An 18,025-nucleotide genomic window follows, 5' to 3' on the forward strand; every position below is an offset into this window, starting at 1 on the left:
CGCCGCTGTATCGGGGCGCACCACAACCTTTCCCCAAGGTCGTACGCCCCTGACCACTCCGACGGACCTCCGGCGGCACCCCCGCCGGCTCGACGGCGGGGACGGGGCGACCTCGGCGAACGGTCCTGCGTAGGGTACGAAAGGTGACAACGCCCACCACGCGCGCCCAGATCACCGTCCTGTCCGGGAAGACCGCCCGGGATCGGCGCGATCACCTCGCCACCGAGGAACCCATGGAGATCCGCGTCACCTCCCCGGGTGGCGAGCGCAGGACCGTGGCGATCACCATGCGCACGCCCGGCCACGACTTCGAGCTGGCGGCCGGGTTCCTGCACGGCGAGGGGGTGGCCGGGCGTGGCGAGATCAGAGCCATCGGCTACTGCACCGACGAGGACGTGCCGCCGGAGGCCCGCTACAACACCGTCACGGTGGCGCTGGACCGCCCGATTCCCGACCTGCCGGCCCTCGACCGGCACTTCGTCACCTCCAGCGCCTGCGGGGTCTGCGGCTCGGCCAGCCTCGACGCGCTGCGCGACCGCTGCCGCCCGCTGCCGCAGGGGGAGCTGTCGATCACCCCCGAGACCCTGTACGGCATGCCGCACCGGCTCAGGGAGGCTCAGGGCGGCTTCGGCAAGACCGGTGGCCTGCACGCGGCCGGGCTGTTCTCGGCCGACGGCGCGCTGGTGGCGCTCAGGGAGGACGTCGGCCGGCACAACGCGGTCGACAAGCTGGTCGGATGGGCGTCCCTGACCGGCGCGGACCTGGCCGGGCACGTGCTGATGGTCAGCGGCAGGGCCAGCTACGAGATCATGCAGAAGGCGCTGGCCGCCGGCATCCCGATGGTGTGCGCGGTGTCGGCGCCGTCGTCGCTGGCGGTGGAGCTGGCCAGGGAGTTCGGGATGACGCTGGTCGGGTTCCTGCGCGAGGAGCGGTGCAACGTCTACGCCGGCAGGGAGCGCATCGCCCTCTAGCCGTTCGCGGCCCCTTCTCCCGCAAGATCGGGTCATGTATGGTCGTGGCGTTCGCCGAAGAAAAGTTTCAGGTAAGGAGAGGTAGTGGACAAGAAGCTTCACATGCTGGCGTTTCCCATCGCGGCCGTTGCGCTGTCCATCCTGCCCACCACTCCCGCCCACGCCGCCGACGGCTACGACCGCTGCCGCGCCGGCTACTACTGCATGTTCTCCGGCCTCGACGGCACGGGTGACATCATCGAGATCCAGGCCAACACGCCGGATCTCGCCGCTTTGAACATGGCCGACCGGGCCAAGTCCGACTGGAACCGTACGAGTTCGATCATCCACCTGTACTCCGAGGCAAACTACGGCGGCTGCTCGGCGGTGACCTCTCCGGGCGGCAAGGGCAACTTCTTCAGCACCTACCGCGACTTCTTCGACTCCGTCCGGATCGGTGGCCCGAACGGTCCCTCCTGCTACGAGCCCGAGGTCCTGGTGAAGGCCCACTGACACAGGCGGAGAACGGCCCGGCATGGCGAGATGCCGGGCCGTTCTTCTGTGGGCACCCGTGGCGGGTGTCCGGGGGCTCCGCGTCCACGGCTACCCGCGCGTCCCTGGCGATCCGAAGGGCGAAGGCGGGGACGACTTTGGTCGGATGCGCGAGGGCCCGAGGTTCGATGTGCCGTGCCGCGGGCGATCTCTAGCGTCGTCGTCATGACGCAGACCGTGGCACCCCCGACCAGGCGCATCCACGAGATAGACGCCGTCCGCGGCTTCGCCCTCGCCGGCATCCTGCTGGCGAACATCGGCTTCTTCGCCGACCCCGGCGCCGCCGCCGGAGGCGCGGCGCAGATCCCCGAAGGCGCCGTGGCCTCGGTCGTCACCACTCTGGTCCTGACGAAGTTCTACGTGATCTTCTCCTTCCTGTTCGGCTACTCCTTCACCCTCCAGATGCGCTCGTGGGGCGACCAGGTCAGGGGGCGCATGCTGCGCCGCTGCCTCGGCCTGTTCGCGCTGGGCGTGGCGCAGGGCTTCCTGCTGTGGATCGGCGACATCCTCACCCTCTACGCCGCCCTGGGGTTGATCCTGCTGGCCATGCGCAACGTCCGCCCGCGAACCGCCGTCATCACCGGTGTGACGATCATCGGTGTGCTGACGGTGCTCTGGCTGGCGCTGGCCGGGCTGACCCTGCTCGACCCCACCGCCGCCGCGGACCAGGCCGCCGACCCCACCGAGGCCGCGAGGGCGCTGGCGCTGTTCACCGGGAGCCCGCTGGACTTCCTGACCTACCAGGCCGAGACCTACCCGATGCTGGCGCTGTTCGTCTGGCTCGGGCAGGGGCCGATGGCGATGGCGTTGTTCCTGTTCGGGATGGCGGCCGGCAAGTCTCGGCTGTTCGAGGAGCCGGAGCGGTGGGCGCGCCTGGTGCCGCGCATCCAGCTCGTCGGCTTCGGCGTCGGCCTGCCGGCGGCGGCGTTCTTCACCTGGTCGAGCACCGCGTCGGGGAGCTGGGTGCTGGTCGGCGTCGCGGTCAACAACGTCACGTCGCTGTTCCTGTCGGCCGCCTACGTGGTCACGTTGCTCCAGCTGGTCAGGCGCTTCCCCCTGGTGGGCACGGTGCTGTCCGGCCCCGGCCGGGTGGCGGCGTCCAACTACATCGGCCAGTCGGTGCTGATGTGCCTGGTCTTCACCGGGTACGGCCTGGCGCTGGCCGGCCGGCTCGAACCGATCGCGGTGATGGGGGTGGCCGCGCTGATCTACGCGGTGCTGGCGGCGCTGAGCGCCTGGTGGCTGCGCGGGCACCGCTACGGCCCCGTCGAGTACGGCCTGCGCGCCCTGACGAACCTGCGGTGACGCCCGGGGCGGCCGCCGCTGACCGGTGGCCGCCCTGCGGAAGGCCGCGCGGGCCCCGGGCGAGGGGGAAGGGCCTGGGGCACGCGCGGATCGCGCCCTGGCGTGCGGGCGCTCACCGCCATTGTGGTCCGGAAGCACGCCAAGCGTCCGCTTTTCCGGATATTTCGGTAGTTGGGTTTTTCGCCGGCTCGGCCGGCTAGAGCTCCTTGCGCATGAAGACCACCTCGCGCGGCCCGACGGCCTCCACCGAGGTGACGGTGTAGCCGAGCCGCCGGTAGAGCGCGATGTTCGGGGTCATCTTGGCGTTGGTGATCAGCCGCAGCGCGGGCAGGCCCAACGCCACGGCCCGCGACTCGGCGAAGGCGAGCAACCGTTTCCCCAGGCCCTGGCCGTGCTGGTCGGGCCGGACCGCCACGTTGTCCACGTACAGCACGCCGTCCTCGGGCACCAGCACGATCAGGCCGCGCAGGTCGTCGAGGACGAACACGTGACCGGCCGCGAGGTGGGCGGCGTAGTCGTCGTCCATCGGCTTGGGGCGGATGCCGATGACCTCCGCCCACGGCTGGTAGGCGGCGGCGACGATCTTCTCGATGGCGGGCAGGTCGTCGGGGTGGGCGAGTCTGATCATCCGGTGTTCTGCAATCCCGCGGCGACGCCGTTCACCGACAGCAGCAGCAGCGTCGACAGCCGTTCTCGTTCGGTCTCGGTCAGGTCGTCGGTGGTCCGCAGGGCGGTGAGCGCGCGCAGCTGCAGGTGGGAGAGCGCGTCCACGTACGGGTCGCGCAGCTGGACGGCCCGCGACAGGACCTTCCTGTTCTCCAGCAGCCGGGAGTGCCCGGTCACCGACAGCACCAGGCGCCTGGTCCTGTCGTACTCCTCCAGCACCTGCGCCGCGAAGTCCGTCCTGCCGCCCAGAGCGAGGTAGCGGGCCGCGATGGACCGGTCGGTCTTGGCCAGCGACATCTCGACGTTGTCGAGCAGCGAGGCGAACAGCGGCCACTCCCGGTAGGCCGCCTGCAGCTCGCCGAGGTCCTCGACGGCGGCCAGGCCGCTGCCCAGGCCGTACCAGCCGGGCAGGTTGACCCGCGTCTGCGCCCAGGCGAACACCCACGGAATGGCGCGCAGGTCGTCGAGGGAGCGGGGGGCACCGAGCCCGCGGCGCGCAGGACGGGAGCCAAGACGCAGCGAGCCGATCTCCTCCAGCGGGCTGACCAGCGCGAACCACTCGGGGAAGCCGGGCGCCTCGGTGAGCGCGCGGTAGGCGCGCTCGGAGGCGGCGGCCACCTGCGAGGCCAGGCCGCGGAAGCGGGCGGCGGCGGCCGCGGTGCGCGCCCCGACGGTCGGCGAGGAGGCCAGCAGGACGGCGTTGGCGACCTGCTCCATGTGGCGGCGGGCGATGGCCTGGTGGCCGTAGCGGGCGAAGATGACCTCGCCCTGCTCGGTCACCTTGAACCTGCCCGCCACCGAGCCGGGCGCCTGGGCGAGCACCGCCCGGTTGGCCGGGCCGCCGCCGCGACCGAGCGCGCCGCCGCGACCGTGGAAGAGCCTGAGCTTGACGTCGTTGGCCAGCGCCCACGCGGTCAGCCGTTCCTGCGCCTCGTAGAGCTTCATCGTCGCCGCCGCGGGGCCGAGCTCCTTGGCGGAGTCGGAGTAGCCGAGCATGACCTCCAGGCGGCGGTCGTTGTCGGCCAGCCGGCGCCGCACCTGGGGCAGGTCGAGCATGCCGGCCAGCACGTCGGCGGAGTTGTCGAGGTCCTGGCCCGACTCGAACAGCGGCACCACGTCGAGGACGGGCGCGCGCTCGCCCAGCGCGTGGAAGGCCAGCTCGTGGACGGCGGCGATGTCGTCGGCGCCGCGGGTGAACGACACCACGTAGCGGGAGCAGGCGGTGGTGCCGAAGCGCTCCTGGATCCAGGCGATCACCCGGATGGTGGCCAGGACCTCCTCGGTGCGCTCCGACAGCGGCCCGCCGGCGCGGATCTCCTCCAGCGCGGCGGCGTGGACCTGGGAGTGCTGGCGCACCTCCAGCTCGGCCAGGTGGAAGCCGAACGTCTCGACCTGCCAGACGAGGTGCTGCAGCTCGCCGTAGGCCTGCCTGGCGGCGCCCGCCTCGATCAGCGACTGCTGGGCGAGGCGCAGGTCGGCCAGCAGGTCGGACGGCGCGCGGTAGGCGAGGTCGAGGTCGCGCCTGCGGGTGGCGCCCACGCGGGCGCCGACGAACAGCAGCCACTGCCGGTGCGGCTCGGACGGCGAGCGGGTGGCCAGCTCGGAGACCAGGTCGGGGTGGGAGTCCTGGGCGGCGGCCAGCGCCTTGCGCAGCTCGGCGGAGGGCGGGGTGAACTGGGCGGCCGGGGTGAGCGTGCGGGCGATGCGGACGGTGGCGGTCTCCAGCGCCGTCAGCACGTGCTCGGCCTGGATGAGGACGGCCTCGCGGGTGACCTTGGCGGTGACGTTGGGGTTGCCGTCGCGGTCGCCGCCGATCCACGACCCGTAGCGAATGAACGGCCTGGCCAGCGGCGCGCGGGTGCCCGTGCCGGGGCCGAGGGCGGCGTCGAGCGAGCGGTAGACCTGGGGCACCACCCGGAAGAGCGTCTCGTCGAAGGCGGCCATCGCGGTGCGCACCTCGTCGAGCGGGTCGAGCTTGGTGTTGCGCAGCTGGGCCGTACGCCAGAGGAGGTCGATCTCCTCCAGCAGCCTGCGCCTGCTCTCGGCCCGCTCGGAGGAGCCGCGCCCCGGGGTGTTGTACTCGGTGAGCTGGCCGCTGACGCGCTGGATGGCGGTGACGACCGCGCGCCTGCGCGCCTCGGTGGGGTGCGCGGTGAGCACGGGGTGCAGTTCGAGGCCCTCGACCAGCTCGGCGACGCGGTCGCTGCCCAGTTCCTCGACGGCGGAGGCCAGCGACTCGCGCTGGACGGCCTCACCCGTGTCGCGCTCGCGCAGGGTGCGGATGCGGTAGTGCTCCTCGGCCAGGTTGGCCAGATGGAAGTAGCAGGTGAACGCCCGGGCGATCTGGACCGCCCGGTCGATCTCCCATGCGCCTACGATCGCCGCGACGTCCTCGTGGGACACCTCGCCGCGGCGCGCGCCGATGACCGCTTTGCGCAGGCGTTCGACATCCTCCAGGAGGCCGGGACCGCCCTGCTCGGCGATCACCTGGCCCAGCAGCTCGCCGAGCAGCCGCACGTCGCGGCGGAGCTCGTCGGGCATCTCGCTGACGGCACTGTGGCGCGGGATGGCCTGGTCAATCATGCTTCGCACGATATCCACTCGTCTCGCGTGACTGGAGACCGGTCTCACCAAATGGACTAGACCATTAGGTGGGCCTGGAGACCGCCGCGAGCAGCTCCGGCATCCGCGGATAGCCCGCCCGGCCCGCCACGTGCCTGCCCGCCCACGCCAGCGCGACGCCGTACGGCAGCGCCACGACGCTCACCCAGCCGGCGCCCAGCAGGACGGGCAGCGCGACGGGGAGGGCGAGCACGGCGGTGGCGATCATGGCGGCGAAGGAGGCGACGAAGGCCACCCCGCCCTGGCCCGGCGCCGCGCCGGTGAAGGCGTTGAGCCGGTCCGGCACCGTGTACGGCACCAGCACGCTGGTCACCGCGCCGACGCCGAGCCCGACGCCGAGCACGCCCCACGCGGTCAGCGCGGCGGGCACCGCCCACGCCAGGCTGCCGGCGAACAGCCCGCCGACCACGGCGAGCGCCACCAGGACAGGGACCGCGATGACCGCCACGGCCAGGTGCCGGCCCGCCAGGTCGCCGCGCAGGTCACGGGCGTCGCCGTAGACGACGGCGTTCATCCACAGGGACCGGCCGTCGATGCCGAAGCTGTTGCACTGCTGCATGGCGATCATCAGCGCCCCGACGCAGGCCGGGCCGATCGCGGCGCCCGCTCCGCCGCCCGAGCCCTGCCCGTTGATGGAGAAGGCAAGCACGCACGTCACCGCGATCGAGGCGAACCAGCCGACGCGACCGCGCGGGTCGCGCCTGGCGTACTTCAGCTCCTTCGACGCCACGGCCGCCACCCGGCCGTCGGGCAGGAGCCGGTCGAGCAGGCCGCTGGAGCGGCGCACGGAGGCGGCCTGGGTGGAGGCGTCGGTGGTGACCAGGGCGCGGCCCAGCGCCCTGATCCACAGCCAGCCGAGCGCCAGGACGAGCAGGGCGAGGAGGGCCAGCTCGAGCGCGGCGGTCGCGCCGCCGTCGCTGATGGCGTGGGCGGCCCAGCCCGGCGGGGTCCAGCGCAGCACGGCCGCCAGGCTGTCGAGAATCGCGCGCGGGTCGCCGCTCAGGCCGCGGTTGACGATCAGGTTGGGCAGCTGGGCCAGCAGCACGACGACGATGACGCCGACGGCCAGCAGGTCGCGGCCCCTGCGCGAGCGCAGCAGCCCGGACAGCGCGGTGGTGATCAGCCGGGAGGTGACGATGCAGAGCGCGAACTGCAGGACCACCGCGACGACGCCGAGCAGGAAGCCACCCGCTCCGCGCGCGAGGCCCACCAGCGCGCCCGCCGTCACCACGAGAGAGACGATCGGCCACACGCCGGTGACCGACGCGGCGAACATGCCGGCCGCCAGCTGCCGCGTGCGCAGCGGGAAGAGGGCGAGCCTGGCCGGGTCCAGGGTGTCGTCGAGGCCGAAGGCCAGCAGGGGCACGGTGGCCCAGCAGACCAGCAGCCCGGTGAAGGCGATCACGCCGATGTCGGCGGCGATGTCCGACGGCGCCGCCCTGAGCAGCGCCAGCAGCAGGAAGCCGCCCGCCGCCACCACGAGCGCGGCCAGCAAGGAGAAGACGAAGCCGAGGATGCGCTGGGTGTCGCCGCGCAGGCCGCCCGCGATCAGCCTGAGCTTCAGTTCGACGAAGAGCCCAACCACGTCAGCCCCTCCTCCCCGCTCTGCCGTACGCCGACGAGGTCGAGGAAGGCCTGGTTGAGGCTGCGGCCCGCGCGGACCTCGGCGGTCGGGCCCTGGGCGACGATCCGGCCGCCGCTCATCACCGACACCCAGTCGCACAGCCGCTCGACCAGGTCCATGACGTGGCTGGAGAAGATGACGGTGGAGCCGGAGGCGGTGTAGCGCCGCAGCACCTCGGTCAGGGTGTTGGCGCTGACCGGGTCGACTCCCTCGAAGGGCTCGTCGAGGAAGAGCACCGCCGGGTTGTGCAGCAGCGCGGCGGCCAGGCCGATCTTCTTGCGCATGCCGGTGGAGTAGTCGACGACGAGCTTGTCGGCGGAATCGGTCAGGTCCATGACGCGGAGCAGTTCCTCGGCGCGCTGCTCGACGTCGGCCTTGGGGATGCCGCGCAGGCGGCCGTTGTAGTGCAGCAGTTCGCGGCCCGACAGCCGCTCGAACAGTCGCAGGCCCTCGGGCAAGACGCCGATGCGGGCCTTGACCTGGACGGGGTCGCGCCACACGTCGACGCCGCCGACCGTCGCGACGCCGCCGTCGGGGCGGAGCAGGCCGGTGATCATGCTCAGCGTGGTCGTCTTGCCCGCGCCGTTGGGTCCGACCAGTCCCGCGAAGCTCCCCGCGGGCACCGTGAAGTCGATCCCGGCCACCGCCACCTGCTGGCCGAACCGTTTGAACAGGCCTTCTGTACGCACCGCCTCCGTCATGCCCACCAGTCTGGTGCTTTGGGGGGCCTTGTGGGCAACCGTACCGCTTGGGAAGAATCACAGTTCGTCCACGCCGAGGTGGGCGCCGGTGCGGGTCTGGGTGTCATCGTGATCCCAGGGCTAGTCTTACGGCATGAGTGCCGCGCTGCCGTCCGGGCCCCCAGAGATCGACATCCACACCACGGCGGGCAAGCTCGCCGACTTCGAGCGGCGGCAGGACGAGGCCGTGCACGCGGGCTCGGCCCGCGCCGTCGAGAAGCAGCACGCCAAGGGCAAGCTGACCGCGCGCGAGCGCCTGGCGGCCTTCCTCGACGAGGGGTCCTTCGTCGAGTTCGACGAGTTCGCCAGGCACCGCGCGACGGCCTTCGGCATCGAGGACAACCGGCCCTACGGCGACGGCGTGGTCACCGGCCACGGCACCGTGGACGGCCGTCCGGTCGCCGTCTACAGCCAGGACTTCACGGTCTTCGGCGGCTCGCTCGGCGAGGTCTACGGCGAGAAGATCGTCAAGGTCATGGACCATGCGCTCAAGGTCGGCTGCCCGATCGTCGGCATCAACGACGGCGGAGGGGCGCGGATCCAGGAGGGCGTGGTCGCGCTCGGGCTGTTCGCCGAGATCTTCAAGCGCAACGTCCACGCCTCGGGCGTGGTGCCGCAGATCTCGCTGATCATGGGCCCGTGCGCGGGCGGCGCGGTCTACTCCCCCGCGCTGACCGACTTCATCCTGATGGTGCAGGAGAAGTCGCACATGTTCATCACCGGCCCCGACGTGATCAAGACGGTCACCGGCGAGGAGGTGAGCTTCGAGGAGCTCGGCGGCGCCCACACCCACAACTCCCGGTCGGGCGTGGCGCACTTCGAGGCCGCCGACGAGGCCGACTGCCTCGAGCTGGCCAAGGCGCTGCTGTCCTACCTGCCCTCCAACAACCTGGACGAGGCGCCCGTCTACGACGCCGAGGCCGAGCTGACGGTCACCGACGAGGACCGCGAGCTCGACACGCTCATCCCCGACTCGGCCAACCAGCCCTACGACATGCACACCGTGATCGGGCACGTGCTCGACGACGGCGAGTTCCTCGAGGTCCATGCCAGGTTCGCGCCGAACATCGTGGTGGGTTTCGGCCGGGTCGAGGGACGCTCGGTCGGGATCGTCGCCAACCAGCCGATGAGTTTCGCCGGAACACTCGATATTGCGGCGTCCGAAAAGGCGGCACGATTCGTACGGACCTGTGATGCTTTCAATATTCCCGTAGTGACATTTGTGGACGTCCCGGGATTCCTGCCGGGCACCGACCAGGAATGGAACGGAATCATCAGGCGCGGCGCCAAGCTCCTCTACGCCTACGCCGAGGCCACCGTGCCGCTGGTCACGGTCATCACCCGCAAGGCCTATGGCGGCGCCTACGACGTCATGGGCTCCAAGCACCTCGGCGCCGACATCAACCTGGCCTGGCCCACCGCGCAGATCGCGGTCATGGGCGCGCAGGGCGCCGTCAACATCCTCTACCGGCGCGAGCTGGCCGCCGCCGAGAATCCCGACGCCGAGCGGGCCCGACTGGTCACCGCGTACGAGGACACTCTGGCCAATCCGTTCCTCGCCGCCGAGCGCGGCTACGTCGACGCGGTCATCCGGCCCTCCGACACCCGGGTGCAGATCGTCAGGGCGCTGCGCGCGCTGCGGAACAAGCGGGCGTCGCTTCCCCCGAAGAAGCATGGGAACATCCCACTATGACGGTGCATCTGCGAATTATTCGCGGTGACGCCACCGCCGAGGAGATCGCGGCTCTGGTGGCGGTTCTCGCTTCCCGCTCCGCCGAACCCGATCGCCCGGCGGAGCCGAAGCGCGAAACATGGCGAAACCCGGCCAGAGCCATGCGTAAACCTCTCGTACCTGGGAAGTCGGCGTGGCGAAACAGCGCCTTGCCGTAGAGGATCCTGAGAAACGGGTGTCAAGTTCGCCGGGAGTTGGGACTATCTAGAAAAGTAGGCGTATATAGTCAGCCGATCAACGAGCACCGCGGCCTGGAGGACGACATGGCCATCCCAGACCTCACGCCGCACCCTGTCGCGGCAAAGTACGCCGTCCTAGTGGACGTCGGTTATCTCTATGCCGCCGCAGGTGAAGTACTGCTCGGCGCCAAGGAGCGCAAGGAATACCGGGTTGCCGCCGACGAGCTCATCCAATCCTTGCAGAAGCATGCTGAGCAACGCATTTCCGGGGAGCTCCTGCGGATCTATTGGTATGACGCCGCCCGTGACCGCGTGCCGACCGTGGACCAGCGGGTCATCGCCCAGCTCCCCTGGGTCAAGGTACGGCTTGGCAACCTGAACGCGCGTGGCCAGCAGAAGGGCGTGGACGCCCAGATCAGGAGCGACCTGGAGGCGCTGGCCCGCCACCACGCGGTGACGGACACGATCCTGCTGGCGGGCGACGAGGACATGGTGCCCGCCGTCGAGGCCGCGCAGGCCTACGGCGTGCGGATCCACCTGTGGGGCGTCGAGCCGCCGTACGGCACCAACCAGGCCGAGCGCCTGGTGTGGGAGTCCGACACCGTCGAAGTGATCTCCGCTGACTTCCTGAGGCCGTTTTTCAGCCGTGCGCCGCAGCCCGTGGCCGTGGTGCCGCCGGTGACGGCGCCGTCGCCCGCCCAGGTGTTCGCGGGCCGTACGGCCGCGCCCAAGCCGCACGTCAAGCCCGGCCAGGTGGCCAAGCTCGGCCCGTCGCGGCCCCGCGTGGAGGACGTCGGCGAGCACGTGGCGCAGAAGTGGATACTGACCCGCGGTCGCGACAACATCAGGGACCTGCTGCCCGGGCCGATCCTGCCGACGGTCATCGACACGGAGCTGCTGATCGAGGCGGAGAAGGAGCTCGGCCACTCGCTGCGGCCCTACCCCGAGGCGCGGGTGTGGCTGCGCGATGGGTTCTGGGCGCGGGTCTACCGCGAGTTCGACCTGGGAGTCGGGGTCTCCTCCAAGTAACGCCCGGTGCCGCCGACCGGGTCGGGCGGCCTGGAGCGGGACTCCGGCGTCCTGCGGGATCCCGGCCGGGGATCCCGCCGGCGGACGAGGCGCGGCCCTTCCGCCCGGCAGGGGTCACGCGGGGTTGAGGAGGGCTTCGGCGACGGTCGTGCGGGCGTACAGGACGTAGCGGCCGGTGCGGTGGGCGCTGCACAACCCCGCCTTCCGCAGCGCCGTCAGGTGCTGGTTGGCCCCGGGCTCCGACAGCCCGGTCCGCACCGCCAGCTCCCTGGTCGAGGCGGGCTGGTCCAGCTCGGCCAGCAGCCGGGCCCTGGTCGGCCCGAGCACCGCCGCCAGCGCGGCCGGCGGGTCCCTCCGCTCGCTCTCCCACAGCGTCGCCACCCCGCGGGGCGGGTAGCGCAGCGTCGGCTGGAACGGCGGCACCGTGATCGAGAAGATCCGCGGCCAGGCGAAGACGGAGGGCACCAGCAGCAGCCCCCGCCCGTCGAGCGGCCGCACGCCCCGGCAGAAGCGGTGCGCCAGGTGCAGCCGCTCACCCTGCCAGCTCACGTTCGCGTCGAGGTCGGACAGCATCCGGTGGACGCCGCCCTCGGCCAGCATGCGGGCGCGGTAGAGCAGGTCGCCTTCCATGAGCGTGCGGATGCGCGGCCAGTACGGCTCGATGGCCGCCGCCCAGTACGCCCTGATCTCGCCGGCCAGCCGGTCCAGGCCCTTCTCGGGGTCGTCGTACAGGGCCCGCAGGCGCGGCGTGCGGGGGACGTCCCACGCGTCGAGCTCGGCGCGGACGTCGGCGGCGCGCGCCAGCATGCCCGCCAGCTCCAGCTCCAGGTCGGGCACCGAGGTGGTGGGCGGCGGGGCGATGAAGGCGACCAGCGAGATGGTCGGCACGGGCACGAGGTCCGACAGCAGCCGCCAGTCGACGTCGGCCAGCCGGCGGCGCACCCGCTCGGCCCACGGCCGGTTGACGCCCGCCGGCTCCTTCACCACCCTGACGCTCGCGACCACCTCCCACAGGGGCGAGAGGGCGAAGCGCGTGTTGGCGATGTCCTGGACGGTGAAGGTGAGTTCGATTCGCTGTCTCCTTAATCCATCGCCATTAGACCATCGCCGCAGGCATGGTGCCAGGCATGGATCGCGCATTCCGGCGGCTGTACGTGGCCGCGTTCGGCAGCCAGTTCGGCACCCAGCTCTCCCACGTGGCGCTGCCGCTGCTGGCCGTGACCGTGCTCGACGCGAGCGCGGGCGAGGTCGGCCTGCTCAGCTCGCTGGCGACACTGGTCGTGCTGGTGATGGGCCTGCCCGCGGGCGTATGGGTCGACAGGGTACGGCGGCGCCCCGTCATGGTGGCCATGGACCTCCTCCGCGCGGCGGCGCTCGTCTCGGTCACGGCGGCCTGGTGGCTGGACGCGCTGACGATGGAGCAGCTGTACCTGGTCGCGATCGTCTCGGGCGTCGGCACCCTGTTCTTCGACGTCGCCTCGCACAGCCTGGTGCCCGCGCTGGTCGGCCGCGACCGGCTCACCTCCGCCAACTCGCTGCTGGTCGGGACGGCCTCGGCGATGTACATCTCGGGACGCAGCGTCTCCGGCCTGCTCACCCAGGTGCTCGGCGCGCCGCTGGTGCTGCTGCTCGACGCGGTGACGTACGTGTGGTCGGCCCTGTGGCTGCGGGGGATCCCCGCGGCCGGGCCGCCGCCTGCCGTACGGGAGCCGGTCGGGCGGCAGCTGCGCGAGGGCCTGCGGTTCCTGTTCGGCAACCGGATACTGGTGCCGATCGCGGCCCAGGGGGCGCTGGCCAACCTCGGCTTCCCGCTGGCCACGGTGCTGCTGCCGGTGCTGCTGGTGCGGGATCTCGGCTTCCCCGCGTGGGTGTACGGCGCCTTCCTGGCGGCCAGCGGGGTGGGATCGCTGGTGGGATCGGCCTGCGCGCACCTGTGCGCCAAGTGGCTCGGCCAGGGCCGCGCGGTCTGGCTGCTTGGCGTGCTGACCGGGCCGTTCTCCCTGCTGGTGCCGCTGCTCGACCAGGGCGTCTGGATCTGGCTGTCGGCCGCGGGCTTCTTCGTCCAGTCCGTGCGGACGGGGGTGAACAACGTGCTGCTGGTGAGCTTCAGGCAGCAGCTCACACCCGACCACATGCTGGGCCGGATGACCTCGATCATGCAGGTGATTTTGATGGGCGCGGTGGGGCTCGGCGGGCTGCTGGCGGCGGGCATCGGCGAGCTGTGGGGGGTGCGCGCCACGCTCTGGGCAGGCGCGATCCTCACCGCGCTGTCGTGGACACCGCTGATCACGGTGAGGTCTGAAATCCGCCAGTTGGGGGCACCCAGCAGGGGATAGCGTCGTGGCATGGAAACGTTGGACTTCGACGCCTGCTACCGCGCGGTGTCCGCGCGGGACTCCAGGTTCGACGGGCGCTTCTACACGGCGGTGAAGACCACCGGCATCTACTGCCGGCCGATCTGCCCGGCGCGCACCCCCGCCTCGCGCAACGTGCGCTTCTACCGGCACGCGGCCTCGGCCGAGGCCGCGGGCTTCCGGCCGTGCAAGCGGTGCCGCCCCGAGCTGTCGCCCGGCGACCCGGGCTGGGACGTGCGCGGCGACCTCGTGGGGCGGGCGCTGCGGCTGATCGACGACGGCGCGGCCGACGACCACGGCGTGGCGGGGCTGGCGACGCGGCTGCACATCACCGAACGGCACCTGCACCGGCTGTTCGTCGCCGAGCTGGGCGTCGGCCCGCTGGCGGTGGCCCGCACCAAGCGGCTGCTGCTGGCCAAGCAGCTGCTGACCGAGACCGCGCTGCCGGTGACGGAGGTGGCGTTCGCGGCGGGCTTCGGCAGCGTGCGGCAGTTCAACGCCACCATGCAGGAGACCTACGGCTTCACGCCGTCGGAGATGCGCGCCACCGCGCACCGGCCCGGCGCCCCCGCGGCGCTCAGGCTCCGGCTGAACTGGCGGGAGCCGTACGACGTGGAGGGGCTGTTCGCCTTCCTGGCCGCGCGTGCCGTCCCCGGGCTGGAGCGCGTCGAGCACGGCTCCTACCACCGGGCGGTGCGGGGCGGCTCGATCACGCTGACGCCGGGAGACGGGCACGTCCTGCTCGAGGCGTCGCTCGACGACACCAGGCATCTGGCCAGGCTCGTGGCGCGCTGCCGCAGGCTGCTCGACCTCGACGCCGACCCCGCCGCGATCAGCGAGGCGCTCGGCGCGACGTCGCTGGCCCCGCTGGTGGCCGCCCGTCCCGGGCTGCGCGTGCCTGGCGCGTTCGACGGGTTCGAGCTGGCCGTACGGGCGATCGTCGGCCAGCAGATCTCGGTCGCGGGCGCAAGGACGCTGCTCGGCAGGATCGTCGACAGGGCGGGCGGATTCCCCACCGCACCGCAACTCGCCGACATGGACCTGTCGGGGCTCGGCATGACCACCCGGCGCGTGGCCACGCTGAAGGACCTGGCGGGCCGCGTGGCCGCCGGCGCCATCGACCTCGACGGCGGCCAGGACCCCGCCGACGCGGTCGCCGAGCTGCTCACGGTGCCGGGCATCGGCCCGTGGACGGCCGGCTACATCTCCCTGCGCGCGCTGCGCGACCCCGACGCGTGGCCGGCCGGCGACCTCGTCCTGGACAAGCGCATGGCCGCGCTCGGCATCCCTCAGGACCATCTCGAGCGGTGGCGGCCCTGGCGGGCCTACGCCGCCCTTCACCTCTGGAGCTCTTCATGATCGAAGCACAGCTGCTGCCCACCCCTGCCGGCCCGCTCGCGCTGCTGGCGCGGGACGGCGTGATCGTGGCCGCTGGGTTCACCGCCGAGCCCGCCGACATGTTCGCCCGGCTCTCGCCCGAGCTGCAGGCGCTCGGCCTCGACGTCGTGGCCGACCTCGGCGCCCCGGCGGAGGCGGTACGCGCCTACCTGGCGGGCGACCTCGACGCCCTCGACACCGTTCCCGTCGAGCAGCCGGGCTCCCCCACCCGCAAGCGGCTGCACCAGGCGCTGCGCGAGGTGAAGGCGGGGACCACGGTGTCGTACGCGGAGCTGGCCGAGCGGGCGGGGCTGCCCCGGACCGCGGCCAGGGCGGCGGGGTCGGCCTGCGCCCAGAACCTGATCGCGCCGTTCGTGCCCTGCCACCGGGTGCTGCCCAGCACGGGCGGGTTCGGCGGCTACTACTACGGCGTGCCGGTCAAGGAGTGGCTGCTGGAGCACGAGTCGTCGCGCGCCTGACCGGCGCTCGCGGCGCCGGTTACTGATCGCGCGACGTATGCTGGCGCGCATGACCGTCCCCGGGGCGATCGGCACCCTGCGCTACCCAGTCAAGTCGTTGGTGATCGTCACCGGCCTGCCGGGCGCGGGCAAGACGACCCTCCTGCGCCGCCTGTACGGCATGGACGGCACCGAGCGCGTCCCGTTCACCGCGGGGCCGGTGACGGTGATCGACTCGCAGCAGTCACGCGCCCGATGGGACGGCAGGCTGCGCTGGGCGCCCAAACCGGTGCGCACCGGCGTGGTGTTCGCCACGCACGTGTGGCGGATCAGCCGCGGCCTGCGCGTGGGCGGCCCGGTCATCGCGCACAACAGGGGCTGCGGGCCACGCGTGCTGCGGGGCTTCGCGTGGCTGGCCCGCCGCCACCGCGCGCAGCTGCACCTGCTGCTGCTCGACGCGCCCCCTGAGGTCGCTCTCGCCGGGCAGTACGCCAGGGGCAGGGTCGTGGCGGGCGCGACCTTCACCCGGCACCGCCGCCACTGGCGCGCGCTCCTCGACCGGGTGCGCGCGGGCGACCCGGACCCCGCGGCGGGCGCGCTCGTGCTCGACCGCACGGACGCCGACCGGCTGATCGGCATCCACTTCGGTGACCATCAGGGGCTGGCGGTCTCCGGCGGCTGACGGCGCGTCTCGGAGACGGCGGCGCCCTCGGGGGATCGGCGGCGCGCACCCCCGGCCGCGGCGGCCTCCGGGGCGGGGCCCTGCGGCGCGTGTCCCCGGCGGAGGCGGGCTCCGGCGGTTGACGTCAGGGCTCCTGGATGGCGGCCGTCTTCTGCGACTGGCGGCCCGGACCCACGGCCGAGGCGGTCTTCGGGGACCGGCGGCGCGGGCCGGTGGCGGGCTCGGGCTCCGGTCGCAGGAGCAGCTGGTCGAGTTTGGCGTGCAGGACGGCCAGTTCCTCCTTGACCGCCGCGAGCTCGACCAGGGTCCGCGTCTCCGCGGCGGACGGCTCGGTGTCGTTCATGGCGTTGACGACGACCGCGATGAACAGGTTGAGCGCGACGAAGGTCGACATCAGGATGTAGACGATGAAGAAGAGCCACGCCCACGGCTTCTCCTTCATCACCTCCTGCGCCACGTTGCCCCAGTCGTCCCCCGTCATGATCTGGAACAGCGTGAACAGCGAGCGCGGCAGCTCGTCGAAGCGCTCGGGCACGATCTCACCGAAGAGCTTGGTCGCGATCACCGCGGCGATGTAGATCATCAGCACCAGCAGGCCGATGATGGAGGCCATCCCCGGCACCGCGGCGAGCAGGGCGCCGACCACGCGGCGCATGCTCGGCACCGCCGACACCAGGCGCAGCGCCCGCAGGATGCGCAGCGCCCTGAGCACCGAGGTGGGTCCGGAGGCGGGCACCAGCGCGACCGCCACGATCACGGTGTCGAACCAGTTCCAGGGGTCGGCGAAGAAGGACCTGCGGTAGGCGTACAGGCGCGCGGCGATCTCGGCGGCGAAGATCGCCAGCGCGATCCTGTCGATCGTGTGCAGCAGCCCCCCGATCCGCTCCATCAGGAATGAACTGGTCTCGCATCCGATGGTGATCGCGTTGATCACGATCACCAGGATGACCGCTCGCTGCACGAGCGAGCTTTCGAGGACCGCACGCACGCGTTCCTGACGAAACACCGGAACCGCTCCCCCAAGGGACGAAGGACACCAATCGATGATCATCGTAGGGGTGCGGGCGAGTGCCGACGATCATCGTCTTCCGGACGGTTCCCAGATCTTCAACGCGTCGTAGGCGGCACGCCACTCGTCGCGGTAGGCGGCCCGGATGTGGTCGGGCATGCGGCCGAGGATGAGCGCGGTCCGCTCCTCGCCCGCGCTGTCCAGCACCCAGGGTAGGTAGCGGGACGCGTCGGCGCCGATCCGCCTGGAGTGCTCCTGGCCGAAGGTCCGCCACTGCTCCTCGGTGACGCTCAGGTCGATCACTGCGAGCGCCTCACGCTCCTCGTGCCGGAGGTGGCCGCCGAGCACCGTGGTCAGGCTGTCGGCGAGGTCGCCGAGCCGTTCGTGGCCCGTGTCGGGGTCGGCGATGGCCGCGTCGAAGGACTCCAGGAGGGGGTCGATGAGCGCGTGCTCGGCCTCCATGGCGGCGAGGAGGGCCAGCTCGTCGGTCCGGCCGGCGAGGGCGCGTTCCATCACCGGCCACAGCATGTCGTCCTCGGTGGTGTGGTGCACGCGCAGGTAGGTCTTGAACATCTCCCAGCCCACGACCGCGCCGAGCAGCCGCCGCGGGTCGTCGTCCGTGCGGGCGGTGATGCGGGCGATGCGCTCCGCTTCGCGCCGGAGGGCGTCGTGCACCGTGACCATCATCGTCATGTCCAGCTTGTACGTCATGCCGGAACCGTAAAGCGACACATGCCAAACTGTCA

The 18,025-nt window shown here is 71.9% G+C and carries 17 protein-coding genes; 10 read left to right on the forward strand and 7 right to left on the reverse strand.

Annotated features, from left to right (window positions below):
* Positions 1-143: 143 nt before the first annotated feature.
* The 3 genes from fdhD to ACWENQ_RS29470 all read left to right on the forward strand — a co-directional run bounded on the left by fdhD (position 144) and on the right by ACWENQ_RS29470 (position 2,807).
* A complete protein-coding gene (gene fdhD, locus ACWENQ_RS29460; RefSeq protein WP_449920278.1) occupies positions 144-971 on the forward strand; it encodes a formate dehydrogenase accessory sulfurtransferase FdhD in 828 nt (275 codons plus the stop codon).
* 84 nt (positions 972-1,055) lie between these two features.
* Positions 1,056-1,463, forward strand: a complete 408-nt coding sequence (locus ACWENQ_RS29465) for a peptidase inhibitor family I36 protein (RefSeq protein WP_354906104.1) — start codon at positions 1,056-1,058, stop codon at positions 1,461-1,463.
* Between the two features lie 204 nt (positions 1,464-1,667).
* Positions 1,668-2,807, forward strand: a complete 1,140-nt coding sequence (locus tag ACWENQ_RS29470) for a DUF418 domain-containing protein (protein WP_449920274.1) — start codon at positions 1,668-1,670, stop codon at positions 2,805-2,807.
* A 196-nt stretch (positions 2,808-3,003) separates the two neighbouring features.
* Here ACWENQ_RS29470 and ACWENQ_RS29475 read toward each other — a convergent pair whose 3' ends face one another.
* The 4 genes from ACWENQ_RS29475 to ACWENQ_RS29490 all read right to left on the reverse strand — a co-directional run bounded on the left by ACWENQ_RS29475 (position 3,004) and on the right by ACWENQ_RS29490 (position 8,420).
* Complete coding sequence (locus ACWENQ_RS29475; RefSeq protein WP_449920272.1) at positions 3,004-3,435, reverse strand: GNAT family N-acetyltransferase; 432 nt, start codon at positions 3,433-3,435, stop codon at positions 3,004-3,006.
* A complete protein-coding gene (locus ACWENQ_RS29480) occupies positions 3,432-6,056 on the reverse strand; it encodes a phosphoenolpyruvate carboxylase (RefSeq protein ID WP_449920269.1) in 2,625 nt (874 codons plus the stop codon). The genes ACWENQ_RS29475 and ACWENQ_RS29480 overlap by 4 nt, the downstream gene beginning before the upstream one ends.
* A gap of 64 nt (positions 6,057-6,120) precedes the next feature.
* Complete coding sequence (locus ACWENQ_RS29485; protein ID WP_449920266.1) at positions 6,121-7,680, reverse strand: hypothetical protein; 1,560 nt, start codon at positions 7,678-7,680, stop codon at positions 6,121-6,123.
* Positions 7,656-8,420: an ABC transporter ATP-binding protein gene (locus ACWENQ_RS29490; protein ID WP_354906111.1), complete on the reverse strand. Its 765-nt coding sequence runs from the start codon at positions 8,418-8,420 to the stop codon at positions 7,656-7,658. The genes ACWENQ_RS29485 and ACWENQ_RS29490 overlap by 25 nt, the downstream gene beginning before the upstream one ends.
* 133 nt (positions 8,421-8,553) lie before the next feature.
* Here ACWENQ_RS29490 and ACWENQ_RS29495 point away from each other — a divergent pair, with 133 nt between their 5' ends.
* The 3 genes from ACWENQ_RS29495 (at position 8,554) to ACWENQ_RS29505 (ending at position 11,399) form a co-directional block, all read left to right on the forward strand.
* Positions 8,554-10,152, forward strand: a complete 1,599-nt coding sequence (locus tag ACWENQ_RS29495; RefSeq protein ID WP_354906113.1) for an acyl-CoA carboxylase subunit beta — start codon at positions 8,554-8,556, stop codon at positions 10,150-10,152.
* The gene (locus ACWENQ_RS29500) at positions 10,149-10,349 is read left to right on the forward strand and encodes an acyl-CoA carboxylase subunit epsilon (RefSeq protein ID WP_354906115.1); all 201 of its coding nucleotides are present in this window, start codon (positions 10,149-10,151) and stop codon (positions 10,347-10,349) included. The genes ACWENQ_RS29495 and ACWENQ_RS29500 overlap by 4 nt, the downstream gene beginning before the upstream one ends.
* A gap of 105 nt (positions 10,350-10,454) precedes the next feature.
* A complete protein-coding gene (locus tag ACWENQ_RS29505; protein ID WP_354906116.1) occupies positions 10,455-11,399 on the forward strand; it encodes an NYN domain-containing protein in 945 nt (314 codons plus the stop codon).
* A 114-nt stretch (positions 11,400-11,513) separates the two neighbouring features.
* On the opposite strand, the gene ACWENQ_RS29510 is transcribed toward ACWENQ_RS29505, so the two are convergent.
* Positions 11,514-12,539 (reverse strand): ArsR/SmtB family transcription factor, encoded by a 1,026-nt coding sequence (locus tag ACWENQ_RS29510; protein WP_449920262.1) that lies wholly within the window; start codon positions 12,537-12,539, stop codon positions 11,514-11,516.
* On the opposite strand from ACWENQ_RS29510, the gene ACWENQ_RS29515 reads away from it, so the two are divergent.
* The 4 genes from ACWENQ_RS29515 to ACWENQ_RS29530 are packed head-to-tail and all read left to right on the forward strand — an operon-like array spanning position 12,527 to position 16,270.
* Positions 12,527-13,735, forward strand: coding sequence for an MFS transporter (locus ACWENQ_RS29515; protein WP_452417152.1), 1,209 nt, complete (start codon positions 12,527-12,529; stop codon positions 13,733-13,735). The genes ACWENQ_RS29510 and ACWENQ_RS29515 overlap by 13 nt on opposite strands.
* A 9-nt stretch (positions 13,736-13,744) precedes the next feature.
* Positions 13,745-15,112, forward strand: a complete 1,368-nt coding sequence (locus ACWENQ_RS29520; protein ID WP_449920257.1) for a DNA-3-methyladenine glycosylase 2 family protein — start codon at positions 13,745-13,747, stop codon at positions 15,110-15,112.
* Positions 15,109-15,609, forward strand: coding sequence for a methylated-DNA--[protein]-cysteine S-methyltransferase (locus ACWENQ_RS29525; protein ID WP_354906122.1), 501 nt, complete (start codon positions 15,109-15,111; stop codon positions 15,607-15,609). Before ACWENQ_RS29520 ends, ACWENQ_RS29525 begins: the two co-directional genes overlap by 4 nt.
* 49 nt (positions 15,610-15,658) lie before the next feature.
* Positions 15,659-16,270: an AAA family ATPase gene (locus tag ACWENQ_RS29530; RefSeq protein ID WP_452417153.1), complete on the forward strand. Its 612-nt coding sequence runs from the start codon at positions 15,659-15,661 to the stop codon at positions 16,268-16,270.
* A gap of 124 nt (positions 16,271-16,394) precedes the next feature.
* Here the strand turns inward: ACWENQ_RS29530 and ACWENQ_RS29535 are convergent, their stop codons facing one another.
* Both ACWENQ_RS29535 and ACWENQ_RS29540 read right to left on the reverse strand, forming a co-directional pair.
* Positions 16,395-17,258: an ion transporter gene (locus ACWENQ_RS29535; protein ID WP_452417155.1), complete on the reverse strand. Its 864-nt coding sequence runs from the start codon at positions 17,256-17,258 to the stop codon at positions 16,395-16,397.
* A gap of 90 nt (positions 17,259-17,348) precedes the next feature.
* Positions 17,349-17,990 carry a hemerythrin domain-containing protein gene (locus tag ACWENQ_RS29540; protein WP_452417156.1) on the reverse strand — a complete coding sequence of 214 codons (642 nt, stop codon included), beginning with the start codon at positions 17,988-17,990 and terminating at the stop codon, positions 17,349-17,351.
* Positions 17,991-18,025 lie beyond the last annotated feature (35 nt).

It is taken from the genome of Nonomuraea sp. NPDC004354, from assembly GCF_053602555.1.